This is a genomic window from Agarivorans sp. MS3-6 (assembly GCF_054112545.1).
Map to the genome: position 1 here is coordinate 1,835,594 of NZ_CM134202.1, position 15,049 is coordinate 1,850,642.

Sequence of the window (15,049 nt, forward strand, 5' to 3'; positions counted from 1 at the left end):
TATCCTTATAATTAGTAATCAATGGCTTAGCGGATAACGATTAACTCACCAATTTCAAATGGTACAGGTGCATCTACCGAGTTAGCGACTTCTGCAGCACTGGCGGCAACCATACTGCCAGGCACCGCAACTGAGGCAGCAGGCACTATAATAGAGACACCTACAGGACCACTATCAGCGCCACTTTGAGCGGCGGCACTTCCGACGTTCGCACTGATTCCTCCGGCTATCATTACTGGGGTAGTTACTGCACTCACTGCTACTTGACCACTCCCTTTTAGTCCAGTAGAACCCGCCAAGGTAGAATGTTTAGCTGATTGATTAAAATTTTGACCTGACTCTGCAGCAAATGTATTCAAGCTAGTGAGTGCAATAGACGTGATTAACAGTGATTTCCATAGTTTCATAATTTGTCCCTCTTGGTTAAGTTCGCAATAACCATAAAGTCTGGGATTTTAAGTGTAAACGCCGTTGTAATATGTATATTATGAATAAACACCAAGTATAGCATTTGTATACCATGAGCCAGTTAAAGCAGATCCGCGACACCCTTAAGCAAGTTTTCCGTCAGCAAGGTTTAACCTATAAAGACATTGCTGAACGGCTAAATATGAGTGAAGCTAATATTAAGAGGATGTTTTCAACCAACAGCTTTTCGTTGGAGCGGCTTGAAGATATGTGCCACGTGGTCGATCTTAATTTGATTGATTTATTTCTATTGGCCGACCAAGAAAAAGAAAAGCTCACTCACCTTACCAGAGAGCAAGAGCAAGAGTTGATCGACGACCATAAATTATTTTTGGTCGCAGTTTGTGTGCGCGACTCTTGGACTTTCAAGGAAATTATTAGCAAATATGCCATCAGTGAGCACGAAGGCATTCGCCTATTGGCGCGCTTAGATAAGCTAAAAATGATTCAACTATTGCCAAATAATGCCTATAAGCTACTTATTGCCCAAGATTTCCGCTGGATATCCAACGGCCCTTTGGAACGCTTCATGGAAAAGATCGTACTGACCGAGTTTATGAACTCTCGATTTAATGATGATGACAGCTTTCGCTTTTATCTACGTGGACACTATTCTCAAAGCTCCATTGAAATCATTCGTCGTAAGCTCAACCAGCTCACTAAAGAAGCCGCTACTTTGAACCATCAAGACGCCTCTCTACCATTAGAGAAACGTCGCCACACCGGTTTATTATTGGCTTTGCGCCCTTGGGAAATCTCAATTTTTGAAAGCTTAGCCAGAGAACCCAACACCGCCTAACCAGTGCTAGGATTCATCCACACACTTTATATACCTCACCGCTACAAGGTGAAATACCATATTAAGGGATTAGTAATGCAGCGTTTAAAGCAGCTCACTGAGCAATATTTTGGCAAGCTTTGCCTGATCATGAGTTTGGGAGCCGTGAGTACATTCGCTCATGCCGCCACAGCGCAAGAAAACTGCGTGAACATTAATTCGCAACACACAATCATTGAGCAATACATCGAACAAGCCCCTTATCGTCAGGCGCTAGCTCAAATCCCAGCGAGTTTTTCGTACTCTTCAGAACAAAGTTATCAAGACTACCTAAACTATGCTGAAACACTGATTGCTCAGCGTAACCCTCGCGCAATGATGGCTTGCCCTATTTCAACTCAGAGCTACCAATTGCTGGCGAAACAGCAACAATGGTTAGGCACACCAAAGGTAATTCAACTAATTGCTCCCTTTGAGTTGCGCCATCCCAATAACCACAAAGCCATTTTGCTGATTCATGGTTTGACCGATTCACCCTTTCACTTCCATGATTTAGCTTGGCAGTTTTACCAGCAAGGCTTTGATGTAAGAACTTTATTATTACCAGGCCATGGTACCGCGCCTTCAGATTTGGTTGAGCTAAAGTACCAACAATGGCAGCAAGCAGCTGACTATGCTATCAAGCGCACGATTGATGATTACCAGCAGGTGTATTTGGGCGGGTTTTCTACCGGCGGAGCTTTGATCCTAAGCCATTTAATCAATAAGCAAAACAATGCCCAGCAGATACAAGGAGTGATGCTTTGGTCGCCAGCATCTAAAGCCAGTAGCGGTTTAGCTTGGATGGCAAAATACGTCAGTTGGGTAAGTACTTGGCTGGATAAAGAAGGCGATATTGATTTTGCTAAGTATGAATCTTTTCCTTATAACGCTGGCGCCCAAGTCAATAGCTTGATGAAGCAGTTAAACAAACAAATTGCCAAGGCTAAACACTTACCTAAGGTGCCCTTATTGGTCGTTGCTAGCCAATACGATCAAACCATTGATACTCAAGCAACACTGGAAATATTAGAAAAATGGCAGCAACCCGGTCAACAAAATCACTTGGTATATTACGGTGATAAGTCGCAGATCCCCGCGAGCATTGTTGATCAGCTTCAGCTAGAGATCCCGCACTGTACCACGGCTTCATGTTCTGCCATCAAGCAGGTGGCTCATACCGCCACTATTAACGCTCCCAGCAACCCGCATTATGGTGAAAATGGTCACTACAGAAACTGTAGCCATTATCTCAGTGACTTAACTCTTTACCAACAATGTAAACAAGGCTCTAAGGCGGTAAAAGGCGAAAAAACCGAAGCGAACTTAGCGCAATACCCAGGTATACAACGCTTAACTTACAACCCTTACTATCAACAAATGCTGAGCAGTATTCAGCTATTCATTGCTAACACTAGCGGCAGTTAAGCGACAACCGGCATTTTTAAGCCTTCAGGCAACTGATAATGGTTATGTACTTGATGCTGGTTTCGGCCGCTATGTTTGGCAATATATAAGGCCTTGTCAGCATATTTACATAATGATGAGAAGTCGTGGTTAACCGCCGAGCTGGCCACGCCAATACTGCAGGTAAGATACATAGAGCTTAATGATTCGGGATGAGGAATCATTAATTGCTCTAAATTTTGCACTATTTGTTCGGCCAGCTGAGCGGCTTGCTCTTCTCCAATACAACCAGCCAATACAAATTCTTCCCCTCCCATTCGGCCCACGACTAATTGTTGCGGCTTGGCCAGGGTTAATAACAGTTGGCCAAATCGTTGCAACGCTTCATCGCCCGCCGAATGGCCCATGCCGTCATTAAGCAATTTGAAATAATCAAGGTCACAATAGAGCACCGAAAAGGCTTTTTTGTCACTCTCAGACAACAGAGCTTCAGCTTTAATATCAAAGGCATGGCGGCGTAAACATAAACTTAATTGGTCTACATCGGCGACATATTGCAATTGCTTGCGTTGCTCCACCAATTGACTAAACACACCCACGCGATGGCTAAACAGCAACAATGACACCATTACGCTCATACCTAGACCAAAGCTGCAATGCACCAGCAATCGAGTATCACTATGCATATTCATGTGCATCACCATACTGGCCCAAATCACCAAGCCACTAAACAAAGATAATAACAATAAGCGCCGCTCAACCATAAAGCCGCCTAAGGCGACAATCACCAACATAAGCGTACTGCTTTGCCACAGGTTATTGCTCAAATACATATGAGTAAGGGTATTAAGTAACATTGCTAGCACCACCACCAGATGCATAGCGGAAGTAGCGGGGTTCATAAACCGCGGTAAATAATGGGCGCTAGCAAAGATAGCTAAGCTAGAAAACAAACCTAAAGAAATCAAAATTGATTTATCAAGGCCGGAATTTAATACAAAAAAATGCGAAATACTCACCAATAGGTAAACAACACTCACCACATAAGTGAGGCGTTTAGTTTGAGGAAAAGCCAAATCTTGCAGCAGTAGATGCTGGTCTTCGTTAAAGGGCTGAAACAAGCCCCCGCTCTTTATTTTGTCAAACAATCCTTGTCTCCAACAACCTATCGATATACTTGTGAAAGCAACATCAAGCTTAGCAATTTTGTTTTCCACAAACTGCTAGTTAGCTACCAAGTTTAAAAATCTGTACAGAGCTTACTAGAAAGCGCCCAACACCTAAACACAAAAAACTCAATAAGGTTGATAAATATACATATAATTAGAAATACTTTGTTAAAATATCATTTTGGCTACCAAACCGATCAGAAAACACCACCAGCAGCGGGTCCTTCGCTAACATAAAATATTAGCGTCGGCGGTGCTGGAAACTATTATAATTCACACGGATTCATAGAAAACATAGCAACCGCAACTCTTTTAACCTTATAATTGGCATAAATAGGTTTTATTAACTTAAATCAAAGAGAATAACAGCCAAATAAACTACCCTGAGTAGATGAGTTTATTTTTCACTCAATTGATCAATCACAACCAAGATAACTAAACCGAAGAGTTTAGCAATAACTAGAGGTATATATGAGTTCTTCCACCACCAGCGATGCGCTACCCAAAAAAGAGGGGATCGCGCGCTTTTTAGACGCCATTGAACGTGTTGGTAATAAGCTACCTGATCCCGCCATGCTTTTCCTCGGCCTCATGTTTTTCGTTTGGCTACTCTCCGCAGCACTGTCCAACGTCAACTTTAGTGAAATAGACCCCCGTAGTAGCGAAACCATCGTCATTAACAACCTAATGAGCGCCGAGTGGCTGACCACATGGATGACGAGTATGGTGAAAATCTTCACTAGCTTTGCTCCCTTAGGTGTAGTGTTGGTGGCGGTACTGGGTGTTGGTGTTGCCGAACGTTCTGGCTACATTAATGCGGCATTAAAAGCGATGCTAAAAGTAACCCCAGCCAAAATGATTACCCCAGCGGTAGTATTAATTGGTGTTATTTCTAGTGTTGCTACCGATGCCGGTTATGTTGTGGTTATTCCTTTAGCTGGGGTTATTTTCCACGCTGTAGGCCGCCACCCAATTGCAGGTATCACTGCAGCCTTTGCTGGTGTATCTGGTGGTTTCTGCGCTAACTTCATTCCCTCAGGGCTAGATCCTTTACTACAAAGCTTTACCCAGAGTTCGGCGCAATTATACAATCCAGAAATGCAAGTAAACCCGCTTAATAACTGGTTCTTTGCTTCCGCTTCTTGTTTACCAATTGTGGCGACTATCTGGTATATCACCGATAAGATTGTTGAGCCTCGTTTGTTAAAAAACAGCCCTATTTCCGATGATCTGGAAGTGGCTTCAGACATGCACAGCACCTCTAAACAGGAAACCTTTGCCTTTCGTATTGCCAGTCTAGCCATGCTAGCGTTGATCGGCTTGTTAGTATTTGCGGCCTGGGGAGAATCATCCTCTCTTCGTGATGCTCAAGGCTCCCTCACTAGCTTTAGCGCACCGATGATGCAAATAATCGTACCGCTAATCTTCATCTTTTTTGTCATTCCAGGGGTGATATTTGGCTACCTAAACGGCAGCTTCAAAAATTCAAACGATGTCGTGGCAGCCATGTCCAAAACCATGGAAACCATGGGCCACTATATTGTAATGGCATTTTTCTGTTCAATGTTTGTATGGGCTTTTGGTCAATCAAACATTGGTGTATTAATGGCGGTGAAAGGGGCTAACTTACTACAAGCCATTGGTATGGCAGCGCCTGCCACCATTATTGGTATGATTGCATTAGTGGTTCTGATCAATCTATTTGTGGGCTCATCGTCAGCCAAATGGGCGCTCATTTCACCGGTATTGGTGCCGATGTTAATGCAAATGGAAATTTCGCCAGATTTAGTGCAAGCGGCTTACCGTATCGGTGATTCTAGCTCAAACATCATTACCCCGTTGATGCCTTACTTCCCATTGGTGGTCGTGTTCTGTCAGAAGTATGCTAAGAATATGGGTATTGGAACCTTGGTAGCAACCATGATTCCTTACTCCATCGCACTGGCGATTTTCTGGACCTTCTTCCTATTGGCCTATTGGAGCTTAGGCTTGCCGCTAGGTTTGGGAGCAAGTTACGTTTACCCTGCGCCGCTATAAGTAGTACAGAGATAAAACTAAAAACGCGCCGAACGGCGCGTTTTTTATTTCACTTTCTGCGTCACCCCGCCAACCAATAAGGCAAGCTTAACGACACTGCAGGTACAAATGTGGTGAGTAATAAGGCCATGAAGATGGCGATATAGAATGGCCATATGGTTTTCACCGCTACTTCAATAGGGACTTTGCCTACGGCACAGCCGACAAACAAGCAAGCCCCCACCGGTGGAGTACATAAACCCAACCCTAAGTTCATCATTAAAATCATACCAAACTGCAGCGGGTCAATTCCCAAGGATTGAGCAACAGGCAAAAATATCGGCGTACAAATTAAAATCAGTGCTGCCATATCCATAACCATGCCTAGAACTAACAACATCGCATTGATCATCAAGATAATAACAATCGGGTTATCAGAAACCCCATGCAAAAAATCGATCATTTTGCTCGGCACTTGAAAGTAAGTCAGCATATAGGCAAAAGCTGCTGCACAGGCAATCAAGACCATTACCATAGAAGTAGTTTTTACAGAATTAATCACTGCCGTTTTAAACTTCTCCCAGGTTAACGCGCGATAAACCAGCACCGTAACCAACACCGCGTAAATGGTGCCAAAAGCGCCAGACTCTGTAACGGTAAATACCCCAGACAACACTCCACCAACAATAATTACAGCGGTTAACAAGCCTGGAAGCGCCGAAACAAAATGTATGAATAGCACCATGAAACCGGGAAATTTCTCGGCTTTATAACCCCGCTTCACCGCCACAATATAGGCGGCTACCGCCAAACAAATACACATCAATACGCCAGGAACGACTCCAGCCAAAAATAACTGCGAGATGGATATACCACCACCAGCTGCCACTGCGTACAAAATCATATTGTGACTGGGTGGGATCATAATACCCGCGATCGAGGAGGTAACCGTCACATTAACTGCATAGTCTTCGTCGTAGCCTTTCTCTTTCATGACCGGAATTAGAATCGACCCTAAGGCCGAAATATCAGCGACAGCCGAACCTGATATCCCTCCAAATAACATCGAAGACATGACATTAACGACCCCTAAGCCGCCTCGCACAGCCCCTACTGCCGACGAAGCAAAACGCACTAAACGCACTGCAATGCCACCGTGAAACATCAATTCGCCAGCAAAGATAAAAAATGGAATAGCCATTAGTGAAAACACACTGATGCCTGCTGTAATCCGCTGAAACGCAATCAGCATCGGCAAGCCTTCATAAAAAAATGCTGAAACCGCGGCAATGCCCAAGGCAAAGGCAACGGGTGTACCAATCACTACACCTATGGCAAACACCGCCATCAAAATAAACAAACCCATGAAACCAATCCTTAGTTCGAAACGCTGCTATTTCGTATCTGAGCGAAACCGCTTGAATAGATGAATTAAATGACCAATTGAATAGAGCATGGTTAAGCCTCCACACAACATAATAGGAATTGCGCGCACTCCCTCAGGAATGCCTAACAGAGGAATATCCGAGCCCCATTTGAATATCACCAACTGATAGCTGTTCACCATCATCACCGCGCCAAAAATGCTCAGAGATAACAATGAAATCAACTCAAAAATGTTTTGTAACCAGCGCGGGCTGCGCTCTCGAAAAAACGATACTCCTAAGTGGGTGCTTTTGTGGATCCCCACCGAGGCTCCCAGAAAACTTATCAGCACCACCAATAGCAGTGATAATTGCTCTACCCAAGTGGGCGTTGAATTTAGTACGTATCGCCCAAATACCAACCAACCAAAAATAACCGTTAACAGCACCAAGGCCGAGCCCGCAATAACTAGGCTAATTCGGCATAGCAGGTCTAAAAATTGGTCATATTTTGAGAGTTTTAGCTCAGAATTTAGATTTGCCATGAGCACCTCGATATCTACCTACTCAAACCAAAAAAATAGCCACAAACTGCCATGCAGTTTGCGGCTAATCTCATCAGCTTATTTGGTATTTTGAATTAACATAACTAAAGGCTTGAGCTCAGGGTTGTCACCTAAGTACTCATCGTATACTGGTTGCATTGCTTGTTGAAACTCAGCTTTATTCGGAATGTCATTCAACTTAATACCAGACTCCAGTACTTTATTTCGGCTAAATTCTTCCCTAGCGGCCCATAAATCTCGCTGCACTTGAGCCGACTCAACAGCAGCTTCTTTCAGCATGGTTTGCTCAGCTTCAGACAATTTACGGTAGGCACCAGCATTTACGCACAAGCACTGAGGAATGATTAAATGTTGTGATAAAGAGTAAAAGCCCGCTACTTCAAAGTGCCCCATTGACTCATACTCAGGCCAACCATTTTCAGCACCATCTACCACGCCCGTTTTGAGTGACTGGTAAACTTCAGAATAGGCAATAGGAGAAGGATTCCCGCCCAGGGCAGACACCATGCCTGAATACAAATCGTTGTTCATCACCCTAACCTTCATGCCTTGCACATCAGCGGGACTGGTAATGGGTTTCTTAGAATTATAGAAAGAACGAGCGCCGGCGTCATACCAGGCTAAACTAATGAGCCCTTTCTTCTCCATTGCGGCATTTATTTGTTCACCAACCTCACCCTCCATCGCTCGGTGCATATGGTCTACATCATTAAATACAAAAGGTAACGACAATACGTTAGCTTCTTGAACAATCGGACCAATTGGGCCTAAGCTAAAGTTGCCAATTTCTAAGCCACCAATACGTACCTGTTCAATGGCATCAGGTTGATTACCTAGCACCCCCGAGTGATACATTTTTATGGTAAAATCACCGTTAGATTTTTGCTCCACTAACTCAGCAAATTTGTCCATGCCCTCAGTATTGGGATAGCCCGCCTTGTGAATGTTCCAACCTTTCCATTCTGTAGCTTGTACTGAAAGTGAAGCCCCCGCTAACAATGCAATAGCAGTTAATGAAAACACCGCTTGTTTAATCTGGCTCATGTAACGTCTCCTAATTATCCTTAATTAAAGCGTACTCACCTGAAGACTCTCTGCTCAGGTAGCTGACATAAACACGTAGCGACCACTCAACTGCTCGTATTAATAATACAATATTGCTAAAGATGGATTTTTCTGCAAGAAAGGATTTATTTTTATAAAAGAAATGCCACAAAGCCATCAAATATACTAAAGGCTATAGGGCTTAAGAGAAAAAAGCCTACAAAGTTAGATCTTCACCTCAAAATTGTAATACTTTATGAGTTATAAGGCGAAGATAGTGACAAAAAAGTCAAATAAGGTGCTTGTTCACCCTATTCCACCGTTCCTTAAAAGGGCGCAAGCCGCTCTTTCAGTATCACTAAGCTAAAATCAATTATCAGGAAATACCACAATACCCAACTGTTCCATTAAGCCGACCATTTGCCAATTAAAGATTTTCACCCCACTAAAATCAATACTGCCAAGGTTTATCCCTGAAATATCGGCATTGCGTAAGTCGGCTTGAAACAGCTGTAAGCCTTGATAACAACTCGGCGAAAATTGAGTATTAGTGAGGTTGGCGCCTTCCAAGTTAGCACTGGTTAACACCACCTCATTTAAATTGCAGCCCGACAAGTTACACTTAGCTAAGTTAACGCCTTCAAAGTCACTCAAGCTAAAATTGCTATCGAGTAAATGCGCTGAACTAACAATAACCTTTCGACTGATCGCTTTCGAAAAATCAGCGAACTCAAAGCGGCAGCCTTGAGCGTGACACTTGTCTATAGACACATCAAACATCTCGCTGCGGCTAAAGTTAGCGGTAGATATATCACAGCCCTTAAATTCTGCATGGCTTAAATCAGCAGTGCTAAAATCGCAACTCCGCTGACGTTTGCGATCATACAAACTGCAATGAATAAACTGACTAGCGTTCAAATCCGCGCCACTGAAATCACAGTGATGGAGCTGACAATGTTCAAAGCGAGTCTCGTTTAGCTTGGCTTCACTGAAGTCACAATCAATAAACGTACAGTGCTTGAACAGCAAATGTGCTTGTTCAACCATCGCCCAATCAAGATCAGCAAAACAACGCCTCTCAATCAAAAATTCGCTATCATCGAGATCTAAATACGACTCAATCGACGCTTGATGGGCTAATAATTCAATGTTGCCTTGTTCACACTCTGTCATTTATCTTACTCATTGATTAGTAAGCTTACGCCCACGAGATTTGGGCTTAGCCTTCGCTTTGACACTACTGGCTAAAGCCTTGGTTTTACCGCTAACGGCGCTGCTTTTGGCTTTACGGTAGCGTTTTTTACTGGCTGGCGCAGCGATACCAGCAAAAGCTTGCGCGTTTACACTGGCACTTTGCTCAACAAGCGTGTTGAGCTGGCCCTGCATACCTTGCATAAATTGTCCGTAGCTTTGCTTACGCTGGCTAATCGCGTCTAGTTGCATCTCCCACTGTGCAGTCATATCAGGCCAAGTACAGATGGCAGGTAAAGCGTTCACGAGCGCCTTGCCACTATCACTGGCATAAATGTGCTTACTTTGACGGAACAAAAAGCCGCGCTTAAACAATAATTCAATAATCCCTGCACGAGTTGCCTCCGTCCCCAAGCCATCGGTTTCTTTCAGCACCGCTTTTAAAGCGGGATCTTTTACAAATCGAGCAATACCCGTCATAGCGCTTAGCAACGTCGCATCGGTAAAAGCTTTAGGTGGCTGAGTGTGTTTATCTAACACCACCCCTTCACTGCAGTGCAGGCTTTGGCCTTCTTTTAAGGCGGGTAACAAAGCTTGCTCATCGGCTGACTTCTTCTGCGGAAATAGTACCTTCCAGCCTAAGTCTTGAATTTGATTAGCACTCGCCTTAAACAAGCCATCAGCAATGCTGATCATCGCTTCTGTATGCGCGTAGCGATAATGCGGATAAAACTGGGCGATATACTGGCGAGCAATCAGCTGGTAAATACGCCGTTCAGCTTCACCCAGCTTAGCGGCTGCATAATATTTTTCGGTAGGAATAATCGCGTGGTGAGCATCTACTTTGGCGTCATTCCAAGCTTTACTGCGCAGACTAGGGTCTGCGTTAGTGCAGGCTTTAGCCAAATCTTGGCTATTGGCTTTAATCGCCGCTAAAACCTGAGGCGCATCGCGGTGGTGCTGCTTGGGTAAATAGCGGCTATCGGAACGTGGATAAGTAATAAGCGTATGTCGCTCATACAAGGCCTGACAAATATCAAGCACCTGCTTTGCGCTATAGGCAAAGCGTTTTGCCGCGTCAATTTGCAAGCTAGACAAATTGTATGGCAGCGGTGGCGCTTGCTGTTTGTCTTGCTGTTTGAGGCGGGTAACTACAGCGGCTTGCTGGGTGATTCGCTTAGCGACATGCTCGGCTAACGGCCGACTTAATACTCGGCCGTCTTCATCTTGGTAGGGCTCGCAGGCTTCACTGGGCTGCCACATGGCGCTAAATGACTCAGCCAGTTCAGTATGCAGTTTGGCTTCAACTTGATAAAAGGGTCGGCTGACAAATTCAGCGATCTCTTGGTCTCTACGTACCACCAAACCTAAAATAGGTGTTTGCACCCGGCCTACCGATAATACCCCTGAATACCCTTGTTGCTGGCCCTTTAAGGTATAAGCACGGGTGAGGTTAATGCCATATAACCAATCGGCGCGAGAACGCGCCAAAGCTGAGGTAGATAGCGCACTAAATTCTTGGTTAGATTGAAGCTGTTTTAAGGCTCGCGCCACCGCGGCAGGGTTGAGATCGCTAAGCAATACCCGTTGGCATTGTTGCTTAAGGTTTAGTTTGGCTTTGCAGTGCTCAATCACTAAATCGACCAGTAACTGCCCTTCACGATCGGGGTCACCGGCGTGCACTAAACTACTGGCTTGCTTAATTAAACCTTTAATCACCCGCAACTGAGATGCGGTTTTGCTTTTGGCTTTCCACTGCCACTGCTCTGGCAGAATAGGTAAGTGTTCCATACGCCATTGCTTAAAACGGGCGTCGTAATGCTCAGGCTCAGCTTGCTCTAATAAGTGGCCAATACACCAAGTGACGCAGTCGCCATTGGCCAACTGAATAAAACCATTCTGTTTTTGCTGAGGTTTAGGTAAGACTGCCGCAATAGCACGAGCAAGGCTGGGTTTTTCTGCAATATAAAGACGCACTAGCTACAACACCTGTTTTTTTATACAGCCATTGTAGCCACACAACGGTGCTTAGCCAAATATTTGTTTGCTCAGTTTAAGGGTTGCCGCCACATTTCGGGCACAAACAAATAAGTTTTGTTCCGCTTCAATTAAAGCTTGTTCTAGGTCGCAGGTGCCCGGCACAATAGAAAATACCGCATCAATACCGTGCTCGTGTACGACCTCATACCCTGGCAACATAGCCCCCGCTAAGGCAATCACTGGCACATTATATTGCATGGCAATTTGCGCCGCACCATAGGGCGTTTTACCGGCAATGGTTTGACTATCGATGCGCCCTTCACCGGTGATAAGCAAATCAGCACCTTCGACACTGGCAGCCAAATCAACCGCGTCGGTCACGATCTGCACCCCCGGGCGCAGCTCTGCCTGTAAAAAGGCCAATAAACCTGCGCCCATGCCACCCGCAGCACCACTGCCAGCGGTATGCATAATATCTATACCAAATTGGCTAAAGACAATCGAAGCAAAACGGCCTAAAGCGGCGTCGAGTTGTTTAATCATTTCGGGTGTAGCACCTTTTTGAGGACCAAAAATGGCACTGGCACCTTGTTCACCACATAGTGGATTGTCAACGTCACAAGCCACTTCAATGTCTACCTCGGCTAGGCGCGGATCAAGCCCCGAAATATCAATTGAAGCCAGGTCAATCAGCTCGCCACCACCGCGTTTTAAAGGCTTATTAAACTGGTCAACAAAACTCGCCCCTAAGGCTTGTAACATGCCCACACCAGCATCATTGGTGGCACTGCCGCCTAGACCAATAATCAGCTTACTCGCCCCTGCATCTAAGGCGGCACTAATCAGCTCGCCGGTGCCATAACTAGAGGTTTTTCGCGGATCACGCAGCGCGTGGTCAACCAAATGTAGCCCCGAGGCCGCGGCCATTTCTATCACTGCCGTTTGTTTGTCGCCCAGCACACCAAAAAAAGCTTCGACTTGATTACCACGTGGTCCCGCTACCAACACAGGCATTATTTGCCCGCCAGTAGCATCCACCATTGCTTGTACAGTACCTTCTCCACCATCGGCTAATGGCACTTTTTTATAAGTGGCATCGGGAAAAACGTCCTTAAAACCTTGCTCAATCATATCGGCCGCTTCCATGGCACTAAGGCTTTCTTTAAATGAATCAGGGGCTATCACAATTTTCATCGGCTTTCCTTAGTCAGTCATCAAGCATCCCGCTAGCAGCTTATAGTTGCGGTAAGCAAGTTTGTGTATAGGTGCGTATTTGTTCGCTTAGCTGTCTCATTAACTTACCTGCTAATTGCCAATGATGCCAGTATAGCGGCACTCTAACTTGATGTTCTGGTACCAAATTCACTAGGCTTCCATCGGCTAAATGCTTAGCCACATGCAAGCGTGGGTTTAAGCTATAAGCACCACTAGCCAAAGCAAGTTCCATAAAGGCTTCAGATGAACGTACTGTATGGCAAGGGTACTGACCGGGGCGTAAAGAAAAATGCTCTAGTAAAAACTGAATATGCATATCATCGTGTTGATCAAACGACATACCCGGAGCGCGGCTTAGGCTTTGTCTATCCACCCCATTGGCAAAAAAGCGTTCGATAAATGCTGGTGTCGCCACACATAAATACTCCATATAACCCAAAAAATGACTATCGCTCCCAGCAATGGGTGTTGCTTTACTGGTAACGCACGCCAAGGCTTCACCGCTGCGCATACGCTGCCAAGTGCGAGATTCATCCTCTACGTACAAATTCATTTCAACCCGCTGCTGTTGCAATAGTGGGCTTAACGCCGGAATTAACCAACTAGCCAAACTGTCTGCATTTACCGCCAGTGGCAGCGATTGAGCCTGCTGTTCATCGACATTAAGCTGATTGCTTAACTCTGTTTCAAGCTGAATGACGCGTTGATAATGGCCTAATAATTGTTGTCCCAAAGGGCTGGGATGCAAAGGTTGACCACGAATCAACAAAGGTTGTCCTAACTGGCTTTCTAGTAACTTAATCCGCTGTGAAACTGCCGACTGGGTGAGGTGCAGGCGCTTAGCTGCCCGTTCAAAGCTTTGCTCACTCACCACCGCATCTAAGGCTTTAAGTAACTTGTAATCAAAATCAGGAAAGGCCATCACTACTCCCATCACACATAAGTAAAACTTATTATGCATTAATTTTATTAGTTTTATTAAAGCAGAAACACTGGCTATAGTCCTGTCATCATTTAGTTAATCAGCGACACCATGTTTAGCAGTTACTTTACAGGCCTCACCCTAATGGCCACTCTGATCATGCCTATTGGTATGCAAAACGCATTTGTCTTAAACCAAGGTATTCGCCGTCGCCACCATTTGTTGGTAGCGGGTATGTGCTCGATGGCCGATGTGTTTTTTATGTGTATAGGAGTATGGGGAGGCGCCAAACTATTTAGTGCTTACCCATGGTTGCTCTATACCATTAGCGTATTAGGGGCAGCGTTTATGATGGTGTACGGCTACCAATGCTTGGTAAGAGCGTGGAAAGGCGAAAGCAGCTTAGAGCAAGGAGAAGCAAAACATGAACTAAAGGCAATTTTATTAGCCTGCTGCGCCTTTACCTTTTTAAACCCCCATGTGTACATCGACACTATTGTGATTTTAGGCGGTTTTGCCGCCAACATTAGCGCAGAACAGCGGCCATTATTTGTGGCTGGAGGTATTAGCGCCTCGTTTGCTTGGTTTTTTAGTTTAGCCTTGTTAGGCGCCAAGCTCGCTCCTTGGTTAGCTAAACCTCGCGCCCAGCAAATCATTGATTCTCTTATTGGAGTGATGATGTTTGGGCTAGCCATCTACTTACTTAAATTTGTATTTGCTTAGACGCAACAACGCACGCTAACGCCAAGTAAAGCTAGAACACGCCACTAAACTATCAGTCACTCCCTCCCTCCTCAAAGATCGCTAGCGAGTGTTCAGTATCAAGGTGATATTATAAGTACTATAGTTAAGCTAATTATTAGGGATAATGCAGCATTGCTTCGGCTCTG

At 44.9% G+C, this 15,049-nt stretch carries 13 protein-coding genes; 4 read left to right on the forward strand and 9 right to left on the reverse strand.

The window, feature by feature from the left end; all coding sequences use genetic code 11:
* Positions 1–26 precede the first annotated feature (26 nt).
* Positions 27–407 carry a hypothetical protein gene (locus ACVFI8_RS08285; protein ID WP_457873580.1) on the reverse strand — a complete coding sequence of 127 codons (381 nt, stop codon included), beginning with the start codon at positions 405–407 and terminating at the stop codon, positions 27–29.
* Between the two features lie 113 nt (positions 408–520).
* Here ACVFI8_RS08285 and ACVFI8_RS08290 point away from each other — a divergent pair, with 113 nt between their 5' ends.
* Complete coding sequence (locus tag ACVFI8_RS08290; RefSeq protein WP_248713936.1) at positions 521–1,267, forward strand: helix-turn-helix domain-containing protein; 747 nt, start codon at positions 521–523, stop codon at positions 1,265–1,267.
* A 75-nt stretch (positions 1,268–1,342) separates the two neighbouring features.
* Positions 1,343–2,713, forward strand: a complete 1,371-nt coding sequence (locus ACVFI8_RS08295) for an alpha/beta hydrolase (RefSeq protein WP_457873581.1) — start codon at positions 1,343–1,345, stop codon at positions 2,711–2,713.
* On the opposite strand, the gene ACVFI8_RS08300 is transcribed toward ACVFI8_RS08295, so the two are convergent.
* Positions 2,710–3,840, reverse strand: coding sequence for a GGDEF domain-containing protein (locus tag ACVFI8_RS08300; RefSeq protein ID WP_457873582.1), 1,131 nt, complete (start codon positions 3,838–3,840; stop codon positions 2,710–2,712). The genes ACVFI8_RS08295 and ACVFI8_RS08300 overlap by 4 nt on opposite strands.
* Positions 3,841–4,332: 492 nt before the next feature.
* On the opposite strand from ACVFI8_RS08300, the gene ACVFI8_RS08305 reads away from it, so the two are divergent.
* Positions 4,333–5,898 (forward strand): AbgT family transporter, encoded by a 1,566-nt coding sequence (locus tag ACVFI8_RS08305; RefSeq protein ID WP_457873583.1) that lies wholly within the window; start codon positions 4,333–4,335, stop codon positions 5,896–5,898.
* A 61-nt stretch (positions 5,899–5,959) separates the two neighbouring features.
* On the opposite strand, the gene ACVFI8_RS08310 is transcribed toward ACVFI8_RS08305, so the two are convergent.
* The 7 genes from ACVFI8_RS08310 to ACVFI8_RS08340 all read right to left on the reverse strand — a co-directional run bounded on the left by ACVFI8_RS08310 (position 5,960) and on the right by ACVFI8_RS08340 (position 14,198).
* Positions 5,960–7,243 (reverse strand): TRAP transporter large permease, encoded by a 1,284-nt coding sequence (locus ACVFI8_RS08310; protein WP_248713932.1) that lies wholly within the window; start codon positions 7,241–7,243, stop codon positions 5,960–5,962.
* Between the two features lie 27 nt (positions 7,244–7,270).
* A complete protein-coding gene (locus ACVFI8_RS08315) occupies positions 7,271–7,786 on the reverse strand; it encodes a TRAP transporter small permease (protein ID WP_248713931.1) in 516 nt (171 codons plus the stop codon).
* A 78-nt stretch (positions 7,787–7,864) separates the two neighbouring features.
* Positions 7,865–8,851: a TRAP transporter substrate-binding protein gene (locus ACVFI8_RS08320; protein ID WP_457873584.1), complete on the reverse strand. Its 987-nt coding sequence runs from the start codon at positions 8,849–8,851 to the stop codon at positions 7,865–7,867.
* Between the two features lie 369 nt (positions 8,852–9,220).
* A complete protein-coding gene (locus ACVFI8_RS08325) occupies positions 9,221–10,024 on the reverse strand; it encodes a pentapeptide repeat-containing protein (RefSeq protein WP_457873585.1) in 804 nt (267 codons plus the stop codon).
* A gap of 9 nt (positions 10,025–10,033) precedes the next feature.
* Complete coding sequence (locus ACVFI8_RS08330) at positions 10,034–12,019, reverse strand: DNA topoisomerase III (protein ID WP_457873586.1); 1,986 nt, start codon at positions 12,017–12,019, stop codon at positions 10,034–10,036.
* A 51-nt stretch (positions 12,020–12,070) separates the two neighbouring features.
* Positions 12,071–13,216 carry a glycerate kinase gene (locus tag ACVFI8_RS08335; protein WP_248713927.1) on the reverse strand — a complete coding sequence of 382 codons (1,146 nt, stop codon included), beginning with the start codon at positions 13,214–13,216 and terminating at the stop codon, positions 12,071–12,073.
* Between the two features lie 40 nt (positions 13,217–13,256).
* Positions 13,257–14,198, reverse strand: a complete 942-nt coding sequence (locus tag ACVFI8_RS08340) for a LysR family transcriptional regulator ArgP (RefSeq protein WP_457873587.1) — start codon at positions 14,196–14,198, stop codon at positions 13,257–13,259.
* Positions 14,199–14,303: 105 nt separating this feature from the next.
* Here ACVFI8_RS08340 and ACVFI8_RS08345 point away from each other — a divergent pair, with 105 nt between their 5' ends.
* Complete coding sequence (locus ACVFI8_RS08345) at positions 14,304–14,882, forward strand: LysE/ArgO family amino acid transporter (protein WP_457873588.1); 579 nt, start codon at positions 14,304–14,306, stop codon at positions 14,880–14,882.
* Positions 14,883–15,049 lie beyond the last annotated feature (167 nt).